This is a genomic window from Butyrivibrio sp. XPD2006, from assembly GCF_000420865.1.
Classification (GTDB): Bacteria; Bacillota; Clostridia; order Lachnospirales; family Lachnospiraceae; genus Butyrivibrio.
The window spans coordinates 1-19,701 of record NZ_ATVT01000018.1 but is presented as its reverse complement, the minus strand read 5'-3'; the positions used below and the strand labels follow the sequence as shown (position 1 = coordinate 19,701).

16 protein-coding genes are annotated in these 19,701 nt (G+C 45.2%); 14 read left to right on the top strand and 2 right to left on the bottom strand.

Annotated elements, in window-relative coordinates:
- Nucleotides 1–2: 2 nt before the first annotated feature.
- From G590_RS0116125 to G590_RS0116070, 12 genes are all read left to right on the top strand, one after another.
- Entirely contained in the window at nt 3–938 is a 936-nt protein-coding gene (locus tag G590_RS0116125; protein ID WP_022766692.1) for an ROK family glucokinase, read from the top strand.
- An 18-nt stretch (nt 939–956) separates the two neighbouring features.
- Entirely contained in the window at nt 957–1,871 is a 915-nt protein-coding gene (gene murB, locus G590_RS0116120; RefSeq protein ID WP_022766691.1) for a UDP-N-acetylmuramate dehydrogenase, read from the top strand.
- 22 nt (nt 1,872–1,893) lie between these two features.
- The gene (gene rapZ / locus G590_RS0116115) at nt 1,894–2,763 is read left to right on the top strand and encodes an RNase adapter RapZ (RefSeq protein ID WP_022766690.1); all 870 of its coding nucleotides are present in this window, start codon (nt 1,894–1,896) and stop codon (nt 2,761–2,763) included.
- 3 nt (nt 2,764–2,766) lie between these two features.
- Nucleotides 2,767–3,711, top strand: coding sequence for a DNA-binding protein WhiA (whiA, locus tag G590_RS0116110; RefSeq protein WP_022766689.1), 945 nt, complete (start codon nt 2,767–2,769; stop codon nt 3,709–3,711).
- Nucleotides 3,712–3,721: 10 nt separating this feature from the next.
- On the top strand, nt 3,722–3,982 hold the full coding sequence (locus G590_RS0116105) for an HPr family phosphocarrier protein (protein WP_022766688.1): 261 nt from the start codon (nt 3,722–3,724) through the stop codon (nt 3,980–3,982).
- Between the two features lie 351 nt (nt 3,983–4,333).
- The gene (locus G590_RS0116100; RefSeq protein WP_022766687.1) at nt 4,334–8,122 is read left to right on the top strand and encodes a diguanylate cyclase; all 3,789 of its coding nucleotides are present in this window, start codon (nt 4,334–4,336) and stop codon (nt 8,120–8,122) included.
- A gap of 1 nt (nt 8,123) precedes the next feature.
- Entirely contained in the window at nt 8,124–9,041 is a 918-nt protein-coding gene (locus G590_RS0116095; RefSeq protein WP_022766686.1) for a GNAT family N-acetyltransferase, read from the top strand.
- Between the two features lie 74 nt (nt 9,042–9,115).
- Nucleotides 9,116–10,909 (top strand): Na/Pi cotransporter family protein, encoded by a 1,794-nt coding sequence (locus G590_RS0116090; RefSeq protein WP_022766685.1) that lies wholly within the window; start codon nt 9,116–9,118, stop codon nt 10,907–10,909.
- 26 nt (nt 10,910–10,935) lie between these two features.
- On the top strand, nt 10,936–12,090 hold the full coding sequence (locus tag G590_RS19945; protein ID WP_022766684.1) for a serine hydrolase domain-containing protein: 1,155 nt from the start codon (nt 10,936–10,938) through the stop codon (nt 12,088–12,090).
- Between the two features lie 12 nt (nt 12,091–12,102).
- Nucleotides 12,103–12,663 carry an NUDIX hydrolase gene (locus tag G590_RS0116080; RefSeq protein ID WP_022766683.1) on the top strand — a complete coding sequence of 187 codons (561 nt, stop codon included), beginning with the start codon at nt 12,103–12,105 and terminating at the stop codon, nt 12,661–12,663.
- Nucleotides 12,664–12,667: 4 nt separating this feature from the next.
- The gene (locus G590_RS19940; RefSeq protein ID WP_022766682.1) at nt 12,668–13,390 is read left to right on the top strand and encodes a Crp/Fnr family transcriptional regulator; all 723 of its coding nucleotides are present in this window, start codon (nt 12,668–12,670) and stop codon (nt 13,388–13,390) included.
- Nucleotides 13,391–13,402: 12 nt separating this feature from the next.
- Nucleotides 13,403–15,880 carry an adenosine deaminase gene (locus tag G590_RS0116070; protein ID WP_022766681.1) on the top strand — a complete coding sequence of 826 codons (2,478 nt, stop codon included), beginning with the start codon at nt 13,403–13,405 and terminating at the stop codon, nt 15,878–15,880.
- Nucleotides 15,881–15,929: 49 nt separating this feature from the next.
- On the opposite strand, the gene G590_RS21430 is transcribed toward G590_RS0116070, so the two are convergent.
- Entirely contained in the window at nt 15,930–16,082 is a 153-nt protein-coding gene (locus tag G590_RS21430; protein ID WP_022766680.1) for a hypothetical protein, read from the bottom strand.
- Nucleotides 16,083–16,451: 369 nt separating this feature from the next.
- On the opposite strand from G590_RS21430, the gene mgtE reads away from it, so the two are divergent.
- Nucleotides 16,452–17,816, top strand: coding sequence for a magnesium transporter (mgtE, locus tag G590_RS0116060; protein ID WP_022766679.1), 1,365 nt, complete (start codon nt 16,452–16,454; stop codon nt 17,814–17,816).
- A 195-nt stretch (nt 17,817–18,011) separates the two neighbouring features.
- Here mgtE and tnpA read toward each other — a convergent pair whose 3' ends face one another.
- On the bottom strand, nt 18,012–18,497 hold the full coding sequence (tnpA, locus tag G590_RS0116055; RefSeq protein ID WP_022766678.1) for an IS200/IS605 family transposase: 486 nt from the start codon (nt 18,495–18,497) through the stop codon (nt 18,012–18,014).
- 96 nt (nt 18,498–18,593) lie between these two features.
- On the opposite strand from tnpA, the gene G590_RS0116050 reads away from it, so the two are divergent.
- A partial coding sequence (locus tag G590_RS0116050; protein WP_022766677.1) for an RNA-guided endonuclease InsQ/TnpB family protein occupies nt 18,594–19,701 on the top strand: 1,108 nt, incomplete at its 3' end.

The window sequence follows — 19,701 nt, the reverse complement described above, 5'->3', positions numbered from 1 at the left end:
AAATGGCAAGATACGTGTTTGGTGCAGATGTTGGAGGAACAACAGTTAAGATCGGTCTTCTTACAGAGACAGGTGAGAAGGTTGATTTTTGGGAGATTCCCACAAGAACTGAGGATCACGGCGTAAATATCATTCCTGATATCGCTGAGTCCATCAGAGCCAAGATGAAAGAAAAGAACATCGAGGATACACAGGTTGTAGGTGCAGGTGTCGGCGTACCCGGTGCAGTTAATTCTGACGGTATGTGTCATCAGGCAGTTAACCTCGGATGGGAAAAGGTAAACGTTGTCAATGAGCTTCATTCAAAATTAAAGCTCCCTGTTAAGGCAGGTAATGATGCCAACGTTGCAGCTCTTGGTGAGGCCTGGAAGGGCGGCGGACAGGGTTATCCCAACATGCTCCTTGTAACACTTGGAACCGGTGTCGGCGGTGGAATCATCATTGACGGCAAGATATTAAACGGTGCCAAGGGATCAGGCGGAGAAATAGGACATCTTCATCTTGTAGATGACGAGCCTGAGACATGCGGATGTGGCAATCACGGATGCTTTGAGATGTATGCAAGTGCAACAGGTGCAGTAAGACTTGCCAAGAGACTTCTTGCTTCAACAACTGAGGACAGCGTCCTTCGCGGCAAAGATTTCGAGTGCAGAGACATCTTCGATGCTGCCAAGGCTGGTGATCCGCTTGCGGTAAAAGCTGCAGAGCAGTATGGTTACTACCTCGGAAAAGGTATCGCAGCAGTTGCTTCAGTTACAAACCCTGAGATCATCGTTCTCGGAGGCGGTGTTTCAAAGGCCGGAGATATGCTCTTTGACCTTCTTATGCCAAGCTTCAAGAAGTATGTATTCCCGGGATGTGCTGACGCTAAGTTTGCTCTGGCCAAGCTTGGAAATGATGCAGGCGTATTCGGAGCAGCTAAGCTTGTGATCGACTGATCTTGTTGAGGATATATTGTGAACATTGAAGTTACCGACGCTTTAAGTCAGATAGTTTTAAAAGAGAATATAGTAACAGACGAACCTATGAGCAGGCACACCACGTTTAGATGCGGTGGGCCTGCCACCTTATTTTTGCGCCCCGCTAATGAGGACGAGCTGGTAAGGGTGGTTTCTCTGTTAAAAGACAAAAAAGAACCCTACATGCTCCTTGGAAACGGAAGTAATCTCCTGGTTTCTGACAAGGGCTATGCAGGCGCAGTCATAAGCCTTGAGAGGCTTACTGAGATCCGCCTTGAGGGAGATACGGCTGTTTATGCTCAGGCCGGGGCCCTGAATTCCGGGATAGCCTCTTTTGCCAGAAACAATTCCCTGACAGGCTTTGAGTTTGCTGCAGGTATTCCCGGTACCATTGGCGGAGCGATGATTATGAATGCAGGCGCTTACGGCGGAGAGATGAAACTTATCACGAAAGCCGTGAGGGTTATATCTCCGCAGGGAGAGGTTCTGGAGATGTCTGCCGCAGACTGTGATTTTGGCTACAGGACCAGTGCCCTCAAGAGAGAGGGATACGTCGTTTTGTCAGCAGTTTTGCAGCTTAGTAAGGGCAATGAAAAAGACATAACGGACCTTATGACGGAGCTTGCACTTAAGAGAAAAGAAAAGCAGCCCCTTGAGTATCCGAGCGCGGGATCTACATTTAAGAGACCTGAAGGATACTTTGCCGGCAAACTCATTGAGGATGCAGGGCTGAGGGGATTTAGCGTGGGAGATGCAGCGGTTTCCGAGAAACACTGCGGCTTTGTCATAAACAAGGGCAAGGCAACTTCTGCGGATATATACAGACTAATTAAGGAAGTTCAGAAAAGAGTACTTGAAGATTCCGGTGTCATGTTGGAGCCGGAAGTTATCCTGGTCGGTGAATTTGACTGAGGAGCTTTGAAAGGGCAGAGCGATGAGATTTGTAATTGTTACAGGTATGAGTGGCGGAGGAAAGGCCACAGCCATAAATATGCTTGAAGATGCAGGATTTTACTGCGTTGATAACCTTCCGGTTTCTCTTATTGAGAAGTTCACCGAGCTTATATCTGCTCCCAACAGCGAGATAACCAAGGTTGTTTTGGGTGTTGATGCCAGGGCTGGACAGAGTTTTGAAGGTGTCTCGGGAATCATAGATTCCATGAAAGAGAGAGGAATCCCGGTTGAGGTTCTTTTCATGGATGCAAGTGATCAGGTGCTCATCAAGAGATACAAGGAGACCAGACGTATTCATCCTATGAATGCCGCCGGAGACAGACTGGAGGATGGCATCGCCAAGGAGAGAGAAGTTCTTGCCGAGATCAAAAAGAAGGCAGACTATGTCATCGACTCTTCCAATCTCCTCACAAGAGAACTCAAGAAGGAGCTGGACACGATATTTGTCGAGAACAAGGAGTACAACTCTCTGATGGTCAATGTGATGAGCTTTGGCTTCAAGCACGGAATTCCGACAGATGCGGATCTTGTCTTTGATGTGAGATTCCTTCCAAACCCTTATTACATTGATGAGCTCAAGCACAAGACAGGTAATGATAAGGCTGTACAGGACTATGTTAAGAGCTTTCCTGCATGCGGAGAATTTGTTGACAAGCTCGTAGATATGCTCAACTTCCTGATACCGGGATATGTACAGGAGGGCAAGTATCAGCTGGTGGTTGCTATCGGATGCACCGGAGGCCAGCACAGAAGTGTAACTATCGCCAATGAACTATACGACAGATTAAAGGCATCCGGCGGTAACTACGGACTCAATCTGTCTCATAGGGACGTTAAACAGGCAAGGTGAGATATGTCTTTTTCCTCAGAGGTAAAAGAGGAACTCTCAAAGCGCATAGGTTCATCAAGGCATTGTCAGCTGGCTGAGATCTCGGCCATTGTCACCTGCATTGGTCATGTGGAGGCGGGAAAAGGCGGAGAAACAGTGCTTTACCTGCAGACAGATAACACCCAGGTGCTTAGAAAGTTCTTTACATTATTAAAAAAAGCATTTAATATAGTTACTAGCATTTTAGAGGGGATTCCCGATGTTAAGGTGGGAGGCCGAATCTACCGCCCAGTCCTTGATTCAGAGCATGGTGTGGAATCCGTTTTAAAGGCAATAAGACTGATAGATCAGAACGGAAATCTGCGAAATCCCGATGATGGCGTAAGCCAGATGGTCACCCGGAACTCCTGTTGCAAGAGGGCGTTTCTGAGGGACGCATTTTTGTGCATTGGATCAATAAGCGATCCCAATAAAGGCTATCATCTGGAGTACGTGTGCAGCAGTCCTGAACTGGCACAGCAGCTTGCCGAGATGACCCTGAGCTTTGACATCGAGGCCAGGACAGTACAACGCAAGAAGTACTATGTCCTCTATATAAAAGAGGGATCCGGTATTGTGGATCTTCTTAATATTATGGAGGCGCCGATCAGTCTGATGAATCTTGAGAATCTCAGAATTCTCAAGGAGATGAGAAACTCCATCAACAGAAAGGTCAACTGTGAGGTGGCCAATATCACCAAGACAGTTAATGCCGCTACCAAGCAGGTAGAGGACATAACCTATATAAGAGACCATTATGGTTTTAATAAGCTTCAGGAAGGTCTTAGAGAAATGGCTGAGGTCAGATTGGAACATCCTGATGCTACGTTGTTGGAACTTGGTAAATTTCTCGACCCGCCCGTAGGTAAGTCAGGAGTTAACCACAGGCTTCGCAAACTAAGCGAGCTGGCGGACAAGTTGAGAACTTAAGGAGGATATTATGATAACAAAATCTATCGAAATCAAGCTGCCCAGAGGACTTGAAGCAAGACCTGTTGCAGAACTTGTACAGCTTGCAAGCAAGTATGATAGCACAGTTCACATCGAGGCTCAGTCCAAGAAAGTGAACGCCAAGAGCATCATGGGAATGATGACACTTAACCTTGCTTCCGGAGAAGAAGTTACGGTTATTGCAGAGGGAAGTGATGAGGAGTCTGCTGTTGCAGATCTTGAGAAGTTCCTTCAGGGATCAGAGAAATAATCCTATAAATAAAAAAAGCCCTATAAAAGGGAGGATGCCAGGTAAGCTTCCTTACCTGGCATATTATGAAAAAGTTTTTTGTTTGGTATTGTCTTAACTCATCTGACAATATTATATTAACAAGCCAATATGTCTAAAAGATGATTTGAAGTAACTATTCTTTTAATTAATTGTAAACAAATTGTTAACGTCACGCGATCGGTATTATCACCTTCTGCGTGACGTTTTTTAATAGTAATTTAACAATTATTCGTTGAGAGTACGTGCGAAATAGTGATAAAATTATTGTGAGTACGCATCGCTATATTTAGCGATGTCTGGTTTGTATGTGCCATCATTTATGAGGGTAACATGAGTAAGCGTAAATTACTGATTAGCTTGTTTGTGATCATAATATGCGTCCTTTTAAACCTGCTGGGAAGGAATATTGCTTCTATGTTTTCCCTTCCTTTCTGGCTTGATTCTATTGGGACTATTGCTGCTGCAGTTACGCTGGGGCCTATTGCCGGTGCGTTCTGTGGCCTTCTTCTCAATGCGATAATATCTCTGCAGACTCCCGAATCCCTGCCATATATGATTGTTTCTATAGCTATAGGCTTATCTGTGGGATTCTTTTACCCAAGACGAAAGAAAAAAAGTGTATTCAAAGCTGTATCGACCATGGTATTGACAGGTGTTCTTGCAGCAGTCATCTCAACTCCGCTCAATATCCTTATGTATGAGGGCAATACAGGAAATGCATGGGGAGACACCTTCATGGATATGATCTCCACTGATATAAAGGTTCAGGTCATCAACACCTTTTTGGGTGAAGCATTTGTTGACATCCCGGATAAAGTGGTAAGTTTTTTGATAGCATTTGGGCTTATCAAACTTGTATCGCTTCTTAGCAAAGGGCACAGGGCAGCAGTCAAGGGCATGGGAGTTCTCCTGGCAATATCTGTTGCTGGTCCGCTTCTTTTGTTCCCTGTAAAAGCGCATGCCGTCGATTTTGGATCGGAATATACAGGAGACATCTATGATACAGACAGCGGTCTCGATTCTGTGGAAATAAACGCAGTGGCGCAGACAAAAGACGGTTACATGTGGGTTGGATCTTTCTCGGGTCTGTACAGATTTGACGGCTACAAGTTCAGATCTTTTGCCATTGATGAACGAATAAAGAACGTTATGGTCCTGTTTGTGGATTCAAAAGGAAGACTCTGGATAGGAACCAATGATACCGGCGTGGCCTGCTATGATGTGGAGACAGGAGATGTGGACTTCTACGATACTGAAAGGGGTCTTTCTTCGGATGCTATCAGGGCAATCTGCGAGGATTCTGAAGGCAATATCTATGTTGCTACGATCAAGCAGCTGTGCAAGATCGATCAGAATCACGAGATAGAGGTTTTTGAGGCAAAGAGCTTTTACGGTGTCAGCAAACTCAGTTCCAGCGGCGATACCGTGGCAGGCGTTAGAAGTGACGGAAGTCTCATGATATTCAGAGACAAAAAGATCATCTATGTTCTTGCCGGTAATTTCACGGATATAACCAAAGAGGAAGAGGGCAACTATGTAATAGGAACAAGTGGCAATGTTACCGGTAGGCTGTTTATTAAAGAAGGCATGACGGATATCATGTCAAAACATCTTTCCGGAAAGCTTACGTATTTTAATGACATCCTTTATTCCAAAGACTTCAGAGGATACTTTATAGCCTGTGAAAACGGACTTGGATTTATCTCGGATACAGGTGTTGTGACAGATCTTTCCACTTCTGATTTCAATACTTCCATTGTTGATATTTTCGTGGACTATCAGAATAACGTCTGGTTTGCATCAAATAAGCAGGGTATCAAGAAGTTTTCATGGAATCCGTTTGAAAACATTTATTCCAAGGCTCATCTGGAAAATGAAGTGGTCAACAGTGTTCTGGTAAAAGACGGAGTGCTCTATGTCGGAACAGGAACCGGCCTTAAGACAATCGACCTTAAGACCTTCTATTCAGTACCTATTCCGCACCCCGAGGTTCTGCGCGATGTCCGCATCAGGGGAGTTATGTGCGACAGCAACAATAACCTGTGGTTTAGCACATACGGACCTGCGGGTCTTGTCGTCATGCATCCGGATAAGACGATAAATTCCTACAACCGGAAATATGATGGCACCGAGGGCGAGAAGTACAGAGCGACTTATGAGCTTTCCGACGGGACTATTGCTGCGCTATCTACTACAGGTCTTAACTTTATAAAGAATGAACGTATCTTCAAAAAGCTTGGAGAAGATGATGGCATAACAACATCTGTCCTGTGCATTGCTGAGGAAGCCGATGGAACTATCTATGCGGGATCTGACGGCGGAGGTATCTTTGTCATCAGGAACTACAGGGTGGTAGATACAATAGGACCGGAAGATGGACTAAAATCTCAGGTTGTCATGAAGATCGTGCCATGCAGAGGCGGATATCTGTATGTAACGAGTAATGCCATTTATTATAACAACGGAGCCCAGATAAAGGCACTTAACTCATTCCCTTACAGCAACAACTATGATGTATTCATAGCTGAAAACAAGAAGGCATGGGTTCTTTCCAGTGCCGGAATTTTCGTGCTGGATGAAAGAGATCTTCTGGCCGATAAGGCTGATAATTACATGCTCCTTAACAGAACAAGGGGACTTGATACCTCTGTCACAGCGAATGGATTTTATTCGCTTAACGGAGACAACCTTTATCTTCCTTGTACAGACGGTGTCAGAAAGATTTCCATTTCCGATTATGATTCCTTTAGCAATGAGTATGAGATCAAAGTTTCGGAGATCATGGCAGGCGATGATGTGATCGAACCGGTGGACGGTGTGTACAATATTCCTGCGACTTCGGGACGTCTTGTCTTTGATGTGGCTGTGATGAACTACTCGCTCTCAAATCCTCTGCTCCACATATTCCTGGAGGGAGCCGACGATGAAGGTATCACCTGCTACCAGAAGAACATGCAGTCCCTGACATATACGAATCTGCCGTTTGGAGATTATAAGCTTCATGTTCAGGTGCTGGATACTGCAGGCAAGCAGGTTATCAGAGAAGAAGTGTTTAAGGTTACCAAGGAGTCCCAGCTCTATGAGCGCAGGTATTTCAAATTGTATCTGTTTGTGGTAGGCTTTTTGCTGGTGGCATATATTGGCTGGGCTATAGCATCGCTGGTACAGGACATGAACAATATCCAGAGACTGGAGCAGGAAGCAACCAAGGATCCTCTTACAGGTCTCTTGAACAAGAGGGGATCATCTGAGGCTCTCGGTGATGTGATAGGCAAGCATTCAGGCATTCTGGCCATACTGGACCTTGACAGTTTTAAACCTGTCAACGATATATATGGTCATGATATGGGTGATCGTATGCTCATCGATCTGGCCGAGCTTTTAAAACAGAGCTCCGACAGTAAGGATATTCTGTGCAGAATAGGCGGAGATGAGTTCCTGGCATTTTACACCGACACCACACATGATCAGATGAAGGAAAAGACAAAGTTCATAAATGAGGAAATTCTAAAGAGAGCCAAGAAGCACATGGGCGACGACATGAGCATTCCTTTGGGTGTATCTGTCGGGGCTGTAACTGTTCTTGCGGGAGAGGATACTGAGTATGAGGCGCTCTTCAGGAAGGCCGACAGGGCGCTGTACTCTGTTAAAAATTCCGGCAAGCATGACTGCAGGCTCTATGAAGAGATTGTTGCCAATGTCGATTCTGATGAGGCCAATATTACCGGAATTACAGAGCTGAGGGCAATCCTCGGTGAGAGAGGCAAGTCAGATAAACCATACAGGGTTGAGCGTGAGAGGATGCAGGATATCTACAGGCTTCTTGTCAGATTCGGTGACAACGATGTGGTGAATTCATCTCTTGTTCACTTTACAATAACCGGTAACGGTGAAGAACAGGTGACTCCTGAGATAATGGAACTCTTCCTGAATACGCTCAAAGAGAACCTGCGGAACGTCGACGTGTACGGCAACGACAGTGGCAACAGAGTTATCGTGCTGCTTACTGATGTTGATCTCAATACTGCAGTTAAGATTGCTGACAGAATAATTAATAAGTGGAACGCACAGCCAAAGAGTGAAGGCTATGTGATCACTTACGAGAAGGAGACACTTTAAATTGCTTAAAACAGTGGCATTTGTCCTGGGCGAAGATGAAGCTGCGGACGAGAGTATGCTTAAAGCTGTAAAAGAAACAGCGGCCTATATTGAAGATAACGGATACGAGGTTATAGTGGCAGATGGAAAGGATCCGCTGCCACTTTCCATGTCCGAAAACCCGGGAGAGGTGCTGGTTTTGACTGACAGTACTGTCAGGGCAAAAGAGCTGATGGATGCCGGTTACTACTGCGTCGGACTTCAGCATGGCAGGAATGCCGATAAGTCTTTTTCCGGAGTTAAATATGTATTCACGGACATAGCGGAAGTGGATATGGATTCTTTTGTAAAGGTTTACCAGAGATACTCCGGAGAGCCCTGGGAAATCCTTCAAACAGAGAGGCTCATCATCAGGGAGACAACAGTTGATGATGTGGATGAGTTTTACAAGATCTATGCCGATCCGAGCATGACCAGGTATATGGAGGGACTTTTTGATAATCCCGATGACGAGAAAAGATATCAGAAGGATTACATCGAAAAGGTCTATGGCCTGATGGGCTTTGGAGTGTGGACTCTTGTAAGAAAAGAGGATATGAGAGTTATAGGCAGGGCAGGATATTCTGTAAGAAACGGCTTTGATGAGCCTGAGCTTGGATTCCTTGTGGGGACAGAGTTTCAGAGACAGGGATACTGTATGGAAGCCCTCAGAGCTATACTGGACTACGGAAGGAATATGCTGTTGTTTGACAGGGTGCAGACCCTGGTAAAGGCCGAGAACGCCGTATCCATCCACGTCTGCGAAAAACTCGGATTTAAGAAGGTCGATGAAGTTGACGTCGAGGAGCACATCTACGGCGACGAATACAACGGCGGCAAGAGAGTTTCTGTTGGCGGTTCAAAGTTTGGAAAGTATGTGAGAATGATATTTTTATGGTAATTTTTAGCTTAATCTTGTAAGATAGTAGCTGTAAACGTGAATAGATGGATAATAAGTAGAAGTGGTAGGAGAAAATGAACTCACTGGAAGTATTTAGTTTGATCGCAGGCCTGGTTGGAGGCCTGGCAATGTTCCTCTACGGAATGAATGTAATGAGTGGCGGACTCACCAAAGCCGCAGGCGGCAAGCTGGAAAGCGTGCTTGCTAAAGTGACTGAGCACAAGATAATAGCATATCTTTTTGGTGTCGGCGTTACGGCGCTGGTTCAGTCTTCATCAGCATCTACCGTAATGGTAGTTGGTCTTGTTAATTCCGGAATAATGACTCTTAAGCAGGCAGTCAATGTTATTCTCGGTGCCAATCTTGGTACAACATTTACTGCATGGCTTCTTTCATTAAACGCAATCAGCAGTGACAACTTTATCATCAATCTGTTAAAGCCCAAGTCCTTTACGCCGTTTTTGGCGCTTATTGGTATAGCTCTTTACATGTTCTCCAAGAATGACAAAAAGAAAAATATCGGAACAATCCTTCTTGGATTTTCTGTTTTAATGTTCGGAATGAGTACGATGTCTGACGCGGTTTCACCTCTTAAGGACGTGGACAGCTTCAAGGCGGTTCTGACAACTTTCAGCAATCCGATAATAGGCTTTCTTGTTGGTATCATCTTTACAATGGTGATCCAGAGTTCAGCCGGAACCATCGGTGTACTGCAGGCGCTGTCTCTTTCCGTCAAGGTCAAGTACAGCATGGCGATACCTGTTGTAGTAGGTGCCGAGGTGGGTACTTGTATCACAGCTATTCTCTCATCTCTTGGTGCCAACAAGAACGGTAAGAGAACAGCTCTTATGCATCTGTATTTCAACCTTATCAAGGCTACAACCTTTATGATCCTGTTCTATCTGATCCATTCTATCGTGAACTTCGCATTCATGGACAACGATATAGGAATGGTTGGAATCGCAGGAATCCATACACTTGTTAACCTTGTGGCAACTCCGCTTATGCTGCCTTTCTCAGGGCTTCTTGTGAATATGGCACTGAAGACTATTCCTATCGACGACAAGGAAAAGAAGGAGCAGGAGGAGCAGGAAGGCATCCGTACATTGGATCCTCGTTTCCTTTCAAACCCGCCTTTTGCTCTTGAGCAGGCCAGAAACGCTGCAATTGCCATGGCCAATATGAGTAAGAATGCTCTTTACGAAGCTATTGATCTTATCGAGAATTTCGATGAAGAGAAGGCTGCAGATGTCGATTACCTTGAGAGAAAGGTTGATACATACGAGGATCAGCTGGGTACTTACCTTATGCAGATCAATGCGCACCACCTTGGTGTCAAGGACTCCCATACTCTGTCGGTTCTTTTGCACTGCATCACTGACTATGAACGTATCAGTGACCACGCTCTCAACATCATGCAGAAGGCAAGAGGCATGAGCGAGAGTAAGAGAGAGTTTACTCCCAAAGCTAAGTCTGAGATGGAGATATTCTCCAATGCGGTAAAAGAGATCGTTGATCTGTCCATAAAGGCGTTTGAAGATCAGGATGTGACTCTTGCCAAGATGATCGAACCTCTTGAAGAGACCATAGACGGAATCAATATGGAGGTTAAGAGAAGACATATCAGAAGACTTCGCAAAGGCAAGTGCACCATCGAGCAGGGCTTTGACCTCTCTGATATCAGCACAGACTTTGAGCGTATCGCCGATCACTGCAGTAATATCGCAGTTGGTCTTATTGAGGTCGATGAGGACGCTTACGATGCACACGAGTACATTGAGCACCTCAAGGCCGACAAGGGAGAAGAATTCGAGAAGGCAGTTGACTTCTATCAGAGAAAGTATCTGCTGCCGGCTGTTAAGTTCTAAATATTTTTACCGGGGAAAAACGTGTTATGAACATTAGAAAGCTGAACAGGCTTGACACATTAATAGAGAAACAGAGAGAAGCAGGCGCACTTCAGGGCGCCAAGATAATTGTTGAACATAAGGGCAAAAGAGTTTACGAAAACCACTACGAACCTGACAGAGAGGACAGCATCTACAAGATATTCAGCATGACCAAGCCCGTCACTGCACTGGCAGCCATGATCCTGTATGAGCGCGGAGACCTGGATCTTATGAGCAGGGTTTCGGATTATCTTCCGGCATATGAGAAGGTAAATGTGGTTTCATCCGAAGGTATCAGAAAGGCGCAGAACCCTATTACCGTCAAAGATCTTTTGAATATGACATCCGGTATCGTTATGCCGGGAGACTTTGGCGAAGCCGAGAGACTCATGGCCAAGATTGTCAAAGAGGCCAGGGCTCAGAGGGAATCAGGAATTTTAAAGAGCAATGTCGATATCTGCAACAAGCTTGCAGAGGCGGGAGTTGCTTTTGAACCCGGAGAGTACTTCAGATACGGATATTCAGCTGATATTCTGGGCGGAATAATTGAGGTTATAACTGGCAAGAGCCTGTCTGAGTTTTTCAAAAAAGAAATCTTCACTCCCCTGAACATGGAAGACACCGGATTCAAGATCGATGAGGGAAAAGAGTTCAGGGCAGCAGTTCTTTACAGAAGAGATAAAAACGGCAAAGTAGTCAGGGCCGAGGACGATGTAAGAAGGCGCATGCAGATGGAGAACCCGTCAAGGGATCCGTGGTTTGAGAGAGGCGGAGCAGGTCTTTATTCTACTGCGGCAGATTATGCCCACTTTGCACAGATGCTTTTGAACAAGGGATCCTACCACGGCAAGGAACTCATAGGCAGGAGAACCTTTGAATTCATGACATCTCCGCAGCTGAGTGCCCAGCAGCGCACAACGCTTGATTTTGAGTCATGTATCGGATATGACTACGGCAATTTTTTCAGGATCCTCACTGATCCGGCTAAGGCAGTCTCCAATGGCAGTATTGGAGAGTTTGGCTGGGATGGAATGGGCGGAACATACTTCTTTGTTGACCCGAATGAGGAACTTATATTTATATACATGCAGCAGATTGAGGGAGGCTGTGACTACAGCTTCATAAGAGGCCTCAAGCAGATAGTATACGGTGCATGTTGACGGAGTTTTAAAATGGAATTTGAATATATAGAAAAGAAAGAGCAGGGTAAGTTCATCAATCGCTACGATGTGCATTACAAGATGGTGGACGGCAATGAGAAGGTCTATGAGATGATAAGCAGAAACCCTGATCTTAAGAGCTTTGAAGACCTTCAGAACGGCAAGGAGGATGCAGTCGCCATCATCATGCATGATGAGTCCGGCGAGAAGATCCTCATTAACAGAGAATTCAGAATGGCTACAGGTCGCTGGGTATACAACTTCCCTGCCGGTCTTATAGATCCCGGTGAAACACCGGAACAGGCGGCCAGGAGAGAACTCAAGGAAGAGACCGGGCTTGATATTTTGAGAATTGACCAGTGGTGGGGACCGTGCTACAGCGCTATCGGGTTTTCGAATGAGCGAAATGCCTGCTGTGTAGGAGTTGCCGGAGGTGCTTTTTCTGAGAGCACATCCTATCAGGAGGAGATAGAACCCCGCTGGTACACCAAGAGCGAGGTAAAAGAGCTTCTCTCAAAAGAGCCTTTTGCCGTAAGGACTCAGGCATATTGTTACTGTTGGATCAATGGGTAAAAGAATGGGTAATATCGGAGAAGAATTAAAGAGAGGAATCTCGGGTCTTAACATCTGCGAGGAATGCGGAGGGTTCTGTACCGAGAATGTGCCCCTTATGGAGGGGCTTCCTGTCAATGCCCAGGTGAGCCTGATGGAGCACTCCATCCATGAGAATCTCAAGAAGAACAGTTATCTCTTCAGAGAGGGTGAACCGGTTGATTCAATATGTATTATCCGTAAAGGAAGAGTCAAGCTCTGCAGATATGATTCTCTCGGAAGAGAGCAGATCGTAACAATTCTTGCAGACCATGATATCATCTGGGAAGGCATGTTTTTGGACGGCAGTATTTATCCCTATTCTGCTGTCTGCCTCACCAACGCTTCCATCTGCCTGATACACAGGGATGATTTCATAAAGGTTGTCAATGATCCCCATGCAGCCATGAACACCATAATACTTCTCAGTAAGAAATTGCATGATGCCAATGAGAGAAACATGCTTCTTTCTACCAAGGACCCTATGGCTAGGCTGGCGGGATTTCTTTTATACAGAGTCGACAGAAGTATCGACGACGATGTTGTGTTAAAGCTCGATGATATCGCAGCCAGCGTGAGTCTCAGAACCGAGACCGTTTCAAGAAAGCTTCGCGAAATGGAGAGGGAGGGCCTTATAGAGAGGCTCGGACACGCCAGGATCAGAGTGCTGGACCGCGACAGTCTTAAGGAGATATACGTTTCTCAGTAAGGGGGCGTTTCTATGACATATTTCACCTGCTTTTTCCTCGATAACGAAAAAGACATTATTGTAAGCCTGTACAAAGATTTGGACAGGCTTATGTTTGTGCTTTCAACACCCAATCACGGAACGGGAAACCTTATAAGGAATCTGGCTCAGACCTGCTGCCTTCCTCTTTCGCAGAACAAGGACGGAATGCTGGAGATAAGAGGTGAAGTTCCGTGCTTTGTGGATGCGGACAATAAAGAGTGCTATATCTTCAGCCTGGGAGATATTGAAGTGGCATATATCTATCAGGACGGAACGGTTGAGACAAAGGCTTCAATCCCCGCTATTGCCAAGACCCTCATGAGTCAGACCAAGGAGCCGGACTTTGACCTTAAGAAAACGGTCTTTAAGACTCATATCAGAAAAGAGCTTAAGTTTGCCGGTGACCTTCATACCCATATGAACGGTAATCTCTCCGGCGATATTCTTATTGCGCTTGGAATTGCGCATCAGATACGATACCCGCTTTACTATGTCAAAAAACTGCAGCTCGGCCTTACAAATGCCCAGTGGGAAAAGGTTCTTGCCCAGCGCAAAAAGGTTGCCTGGCAGTGGACTTCATCAGACTTAAAGGGCAAGTATCTGGACAGAAAGATCGATGACAATACCTTTATCAACTTCGCAGACCTTATCCTTAATAACCTTGATAATGCGGAGATGAACATCGTCAAGATCCGCGGTTCGCTTGCTGTCATCAAGGACGGACAGGCAGTGTTTACAAATCTGGAGAAGGTTTATCTCTATCGGTATGTCTTTTGCAAAGGCAAGGAAAGTGAGGAGAAGATTGAACTTACCGGAATCGATCAGATCCCGGATGAGGATGTAAAAAGACATCTTAAGCAGATGCTCCGCGACAGGGAGAACCCGGATTATTGCGGAAATACCATCTTCCAGGACAAGCTTCTGTGGATAGCAAGGAATTACAAGAAGCAGGGCGTGTGCTATGCAGAGATCAGTGACACCACCCTTGTTAAGAAATATGAATCCATCGAGATGCTTCGCCAGGTCCATGACGTTATGCCCAGGATATACCAGGAGACCGGCGTCATGATCAGGTTCCTGGCTGCCATCAGGAGGATTCCTCTCACCATCGTAAAAGATGCTGTAACTCCCGCAAATTATCTGGAACAGAATCTTGAGGTTTTAAAGGCTACGGCTCTTGATCCCTATGTTGCGGGATGTGATTTTGTCGGAGAGGAGATAAACGATATCATCACTCTTAAGCCGGCATTTAAGGAGATTGTTAAGATTGCCGCCAAGGATCCCAGCTTTGTCATAAGAGTCCATGCCGGTGAGAATGACAGCTTAAGAGACAACATTGCGCACAGCATAGCCTGCGTACGGGATTGTCTGGCGCCGGGGCAGCAGATTCCGAGAATGAGGCTTGGACACGGACTTTATACTTACAGCCCAAGGTCCCAAAAAGGAAAAGAAGTTCTGGCCCAGCTCAAGGAAAACAAGGTGGTGCTGGAGTTCCAGATATCCAGTAATGTAAGGTTGAATAATTTAAATTCTCTTAAGGACCATCCTCTCAAACAATATCTGAAGCAGGGAATATGGTGTGTGCAGGGAACAGACGGCGCTGCACTCTACGGCACATCTTCCATAGATGAGGAGCTCTCACTAAAGACTATGCTTGGACTGACGGATGCAGAGCTGAAGCTTATGAAGGATGCCGAGACAGCCATCATAAAGTCCAGTCAGGATGCATACTCACAGAAGAAAGAAGCCTTTAACAGACTTCTTAAGGGAAGGGACATGGAAGAAGTCCTTCTTGAAAAGATGCAGAAGGTAAAGATCTCCGGAGGACTTTCCAGCGGCGAAGTAAGACTTGATTCCAACAGGGAATTCAAGGACAGGATCAGTGATATCACCTGGGACAGATTCCCGGTTGTATTATTGGGTGGAAGCTTCAACACAGAGAATCGCGCGACGAGAATTACGGAGGCAGGCAAAAAAGAGCTTGATGCCCTTCTTAGGTTTTTGAACCCGGATGAAGTGTGCTTTGTGATCGGTCACAAGGTATCCGGGTATGAGAAATATCTCTTGGACCACAACAAGAAAGGATTCAGGATATACGCAGTTGTTCCGGCTCTTGTGACCGGGCAGGAGAGGGATAAGCTCATGTCCTATCCTGTTCAGATAAGAGTGTCAACGGAATCTCAGGGAATGGGAATCTACAAGAGTTTTAACTACGAGATATTTGAGAGACGCCCATCCATGGTAGTTGCCTTTGACGGCAACAGCGCCGCGGGAAACCTTATTCAGGAAGCTCGTAACGGCAAGGGCAAATCAGCAATCCTTGTCTGGAGCCATTCCAAAAATCTGCGCTCCAAGGCCAGCACCCTGGGCGGATATGTATTTACTTTCGACGAACAGATGGGCCTTGTCCCCCGCATCAAACAACTTCAGAAAGGAGTCAGCGGGGAGGGTGATGTGACTTACACTTAAATCAAAAATGAGGTGACGATTGATGATCGCCACCTCATTTTTTATGCCCCTAACGAGTGTTAAGTAATTTTTTCAATTCCCGGGTCTCTCTCTCAACTTCCTTTTTCATAAAATAGACATTTCTGCGATGAAGTGCTTTTGCGTGAAGCTTCTCTTTGAGCAGGTCTATTTCGTACTGTGCCAAACCCTTCATTTCTCCCATTTTTGATACCTCCTGTCAGTGTTTGTTAAACACCCCCTCACGAGTTCTCAAGATAAGTGTAAATGCAGTATGTGATAAAAATGAGTTTATTTTCTGAAATTTCTATTAATTTTATCAAATGTGAACACACATTAAATATTTGTAACATTTTATAATTTTTGATTTTTGCTGATTATATTTATACACATTTCACCACAGTTGTGATAAAGTAAGAGTGCTGAAGTGCTACTGCTTTCTATGCAGATATTCCAAGGCACTAATCTCCAACAGAAAGGTGGTGGTTTTTAATGAAGTCTGATTCACATTTATGTAGCAGTGATTCTGCTCCCGGTCGAAGTACCATAAAAACCACATACAAAGGAGATTACCATGGAAAAAGAAGAAGAAAAGACTCTCGTTGAAACACTTCAGGAACTTCTGTCATCCAGGCAATACACCCTGCTTCGCCAGACCATCTCGGAGATGAACACAGTAGATATCGCTGCTGCAATGAGTGAGATGGCAGACGAGGATTCTCTTAAGATGTTCAGAATCCTCCCCAAGGATATGGCTGCAGATGTTTTTGCCGATCTGGAAATGGACGTACAGCAGTACATTATTCAGTCCATGTCAGACCGAGAAGCTTCCAACATAATTGAAAATCTGATGGCCGATGATGCTACAGACCTGCTGGAGGAAATGCCTGCCAGCGTTGTTAAGCGTATCCTGGCCAATGCAAGCCCTGAGACAAGGGCCGATATCAATCACCTGCTTCGCTACCCTGAGGATTCAGCCGGATCCATCATGACTGTGGAGTACGTTGACCTGCGTGAAGACATGACTGTCGGCGAGGCAATAGAGAGGATCAGGAAAAAGGGCGTTGATTCGGAGACCATAAACATCTGCTACGTAGTTACCAAGCAGAAGATCCTGGTAGGTACTGTTGCCCTCAGATACCTGCTTATCATGAAGCCCGATGATATCATCGGAGACATCATGAACACCAATGTCATCAGCATCAATACTATGACCGACCAGGAAGAAGCAGCGCGTATGTTCCAGAAATACGGCTTCACTGCAATGCCTGTTGTAGACAATGAGTCCCGTATGGTCGGAATCATCACCATCGATGACGTAGTGGACATCCTGGAAGAAGAGGCTACCGAGGATATCGAGAAGATGGCAGCTATCGTGCCATCCGACAAGCCCTATCCCAAGGTTGGTATATTTGAAACTTACAAAAACAGAATACCGTGGCTGCTGTTCCTCATGATCAGTGCCACATTTACGGGTGCTATTATCACAGGCTTTGAAGATGCACTCTCAGCCTATGTTGTACTTACAGCTTACATTCCGATGCTGATGGATACCGGAGGAAATGCCGGTTCCCAGGCAAGCGTTTCCATCATCCGTGGTCTTTCACTAAAAGAGATTGAGTTTGAAGACCTCTTCAAGATCATCTGGAAGGAAATAAGAGTAGCTGTGCTGTGTGGCTTAACACTGGCAATAGCAAATTTTGCCAAGCTCCTTCTGCTTGATAGAGTATCAATTCTCGTGGCTGCAGTAATCTGCCTGACTCTGCTCTTTGTAGTGCTCATCGCCAAACTGGTGGGTTGCTGTCTTCCTATGCTGGCATCCAAGATCGGCTTTGACCCGGCTGTTATGGCCAGCCCGTTTATCACAACAATAGTCGATGCGCTTTCACTTCTGGTTTACTTCAACATCGCAACCAGAATGCTGCATCTGGTAGCTTGAGAAAAAGAATTACCTCCGGAATCTGATATATTGCAGATCCGGAGGTTTTATTTTGGGTAAAAGAGATAACAACAATCATATTAGGTCAATAATAGCCCGGTCTATTGTGAACGGTTGGTTGTCAAAAGTATTAAAATATTATAACAACGTGCGAGAAAACCCCTTCCGATGAAATTGGTTGTGGGATGAATCGCACTAGCTTTTCTTTTTGTATTTCTCGGTCTTAATGTATTTGCGTTTGTGTTCTTCTGTTCGTTGTTCTTCAATGTATTTCTTAACAGTATCAAGAGAAACGCTTCCGGTAGTTGCACAAAAGTAACTTGCGCTCCAGAAGGGTGAATCTCCACAGAGGTATTTCTCAACGTGTGTTCTATATGTATTCTTTACTTCCTTTGACAATTGTGATTTTAACGAGTTGATGAGCTTTACAGGAGCCACATCAGGTGGCATGGAGATCAGAAGATGCATGTGATCGACATCTGTCTCTGCTGAAATGAGTTCACTGTTCATGCGTCCGCAGAGGTAAGCTGCATAATTCTTCATGAAATCACCAATCTCATCCGTGATCACTTTCTTTCTGTATTTAGTTACGAAAATCACATGGTAAGTGAGTTTGTATACTGAATGTGAGCCTCTTCTGTACTCGTTCAGGATATCTGATTCTACTATTGATTTCTGCATAAATTTACTCCGTAGCTAAAGAGAACATGTGTTTGCTTATTTCTTAAAAGTGTGCTATAATACTAAATATAGAATACTAATGAGGAATTTTCAACCGTGTACAGAACAAGGCAATACAGGATAAGCAACAACCACATACTCTATGACTACTGCAGGGATATCTGCAGAGCATCAGCTGTTCTGTACAACAGGGCAAATTTCATCTTAAGGCAGTATTCGTCTGCAGTAGATTCAATGGCCTTGTTCAAGCCTCTTTTCCCAAATCAGATGATGGTTTACAGGCTCGTAAGGGATAGCCTATGGGGGACTAAATATCTTGGTGACAGCAAGTGGCTCTCATATAATGCCCTTGATCATCTGCTAAAGGTTACAAGGGATAAGGCATACTATGCCCTTCCGTCACAGGCTAATCAGCAGATATTGAAACTCCTTCTCAGGGACTATAAGTCATTCTTTGAAGCGGTAAAAGCATATGGGAGAAATCCTGTAGCTTTCACAGGCCGTCCAAAGATGCCGGGATATATGTCACAGGGCTCATTCAAGACAGCTGTTCTGACTAATCAGATATGCAGGATCAAGGATGGGTATCTTAAGTTTCCCGGTACAAAGGATCAGCTGTCTCTTGGCCAGCTCTCGGAAGAAGTGTGCCTTAAGGAAGTACGTATAAAGCCCGGCGGAAACAGCTTTGTCCTGGATGTGGTCCTTTCGGTCCCTGACAAGGGGATAATCCCTATGGCCGATAAGGATATCCTCTCTGGCCTTTCAGGTATATCAGACTTGAAAGGTATTAGAGTAATGGCAATCGATCCCGGAACAGACAATATCGCCGCTGTAGCAAACACTTTTGGTGCAAGGCCATTTGTGATAAAGGGAGGGGTGATCAAGTCGATCAACCAGCTTTACAACAAGGAGATGAAAAGACTCTCTTCCTGTGCCATGACATGTAACAAGAGGTACAGGACAAGAAAGATGAATGCTCTTACCGAGAAGAGGAACAGAAGGATAAAGGATCAGTTCCATAAGGTGAGCAGACAGCTTGCAGACTATGCAAGGGATAACCATGTCGACGTTGTTGTGATGGGGCATAATACATACCAGAAACAGGAGATAGGTATAGGACATGTCAATAACCAGAACTTTGTGCAGATACCAATGCTGATATTTGCAGACATGCTCAGATACAAACTTGCTGAATATGGTATAA

Coding starts and splice junctions, on each gene's coding strand:
- G590_RS0116125 (WP_022766692.1), top strand. CDS start 3: ATGGCAAGATACGTGTTTGGTGCAGATGTTGGAGGAACAACAGTTAAG.
- rapZ (WP_022766690.1), top strand. CDS start 1,894: ATGAGATTTGTAATTGTTACAGGTATGAGTGGCGGAGGAAAGGCCACA.
- whiA (WP_022766689.1), top strand. CDS start 2,767: ATGTCTTTTTCCTCAGAGGTAAAAGAGGAACTCTCAAAGCGCATAGGT.
- G590_RS0116105 (WP_022766688.1), top strand. CDS start 3,722: ATGATAACAAAATCTATCGAAATCAAGCTGCCCAGAGGACTTGAAGCA.
- G590_RS0116100 (WP_022766687.1), top strand. CDS start 4,334: ATGAGTAAGCGTAAATTACTGATTAGCTTGTTTGTGATCATAATATGC.
- G590_RS0116090 (WP_022766685.1), top strand. CDS start 9,116: ATGAACTCACTGGAAGTATTTAGTTTGATCGCAGGCCTGGTTGGAGGC.
- G590_RS19945 (WP_022766684.1), top strand. CDS start 10,936: ATGAACATTAGAAAGCTGAACAGGCTTGACACATTAATAGAGAAACAG.
- G590_RS0116080 (WP_022766683.1), top strand. CDS start 12,103: ATGGAATTTGAATATATAGAAAAGAAAGAGCAGGGTAAGTTCATCAAT.
- G590_RS19940 (WP_022766682.1), top strand. CDS start 12,668: ATGGGTAATATCGGAGAAGAATTAAAGAGAGGAATCTCGGGTCTTAAC.
- G590_RS0116070 (WP_022766681.1), top strand. CDS start 13,403: ATGACATATTTCACCTGCTTTTTCCTCGATAACGAAAAAGACATTATT.
- G590_RS21430 (WP_022766680.1), bottom strand. CDS start 16,082: ATGGGAGAAATGAAGGGTTTGGCACAGTACGAAATAGACCTGCTCAAA.
- mgtE (WP_022766679.1), top strand. CDS start 16,452: ATGGAAAAAGAAGAAGAAAAGACTCTCGTTGAAACACTTCAGGAACTT.
- tnpA (WP_022766678.1), bottom strand. CDS start 18,497: ATGCAGAAATCAATAGTAGAATCAGATATCCTGAACGAGTACAGAAGA.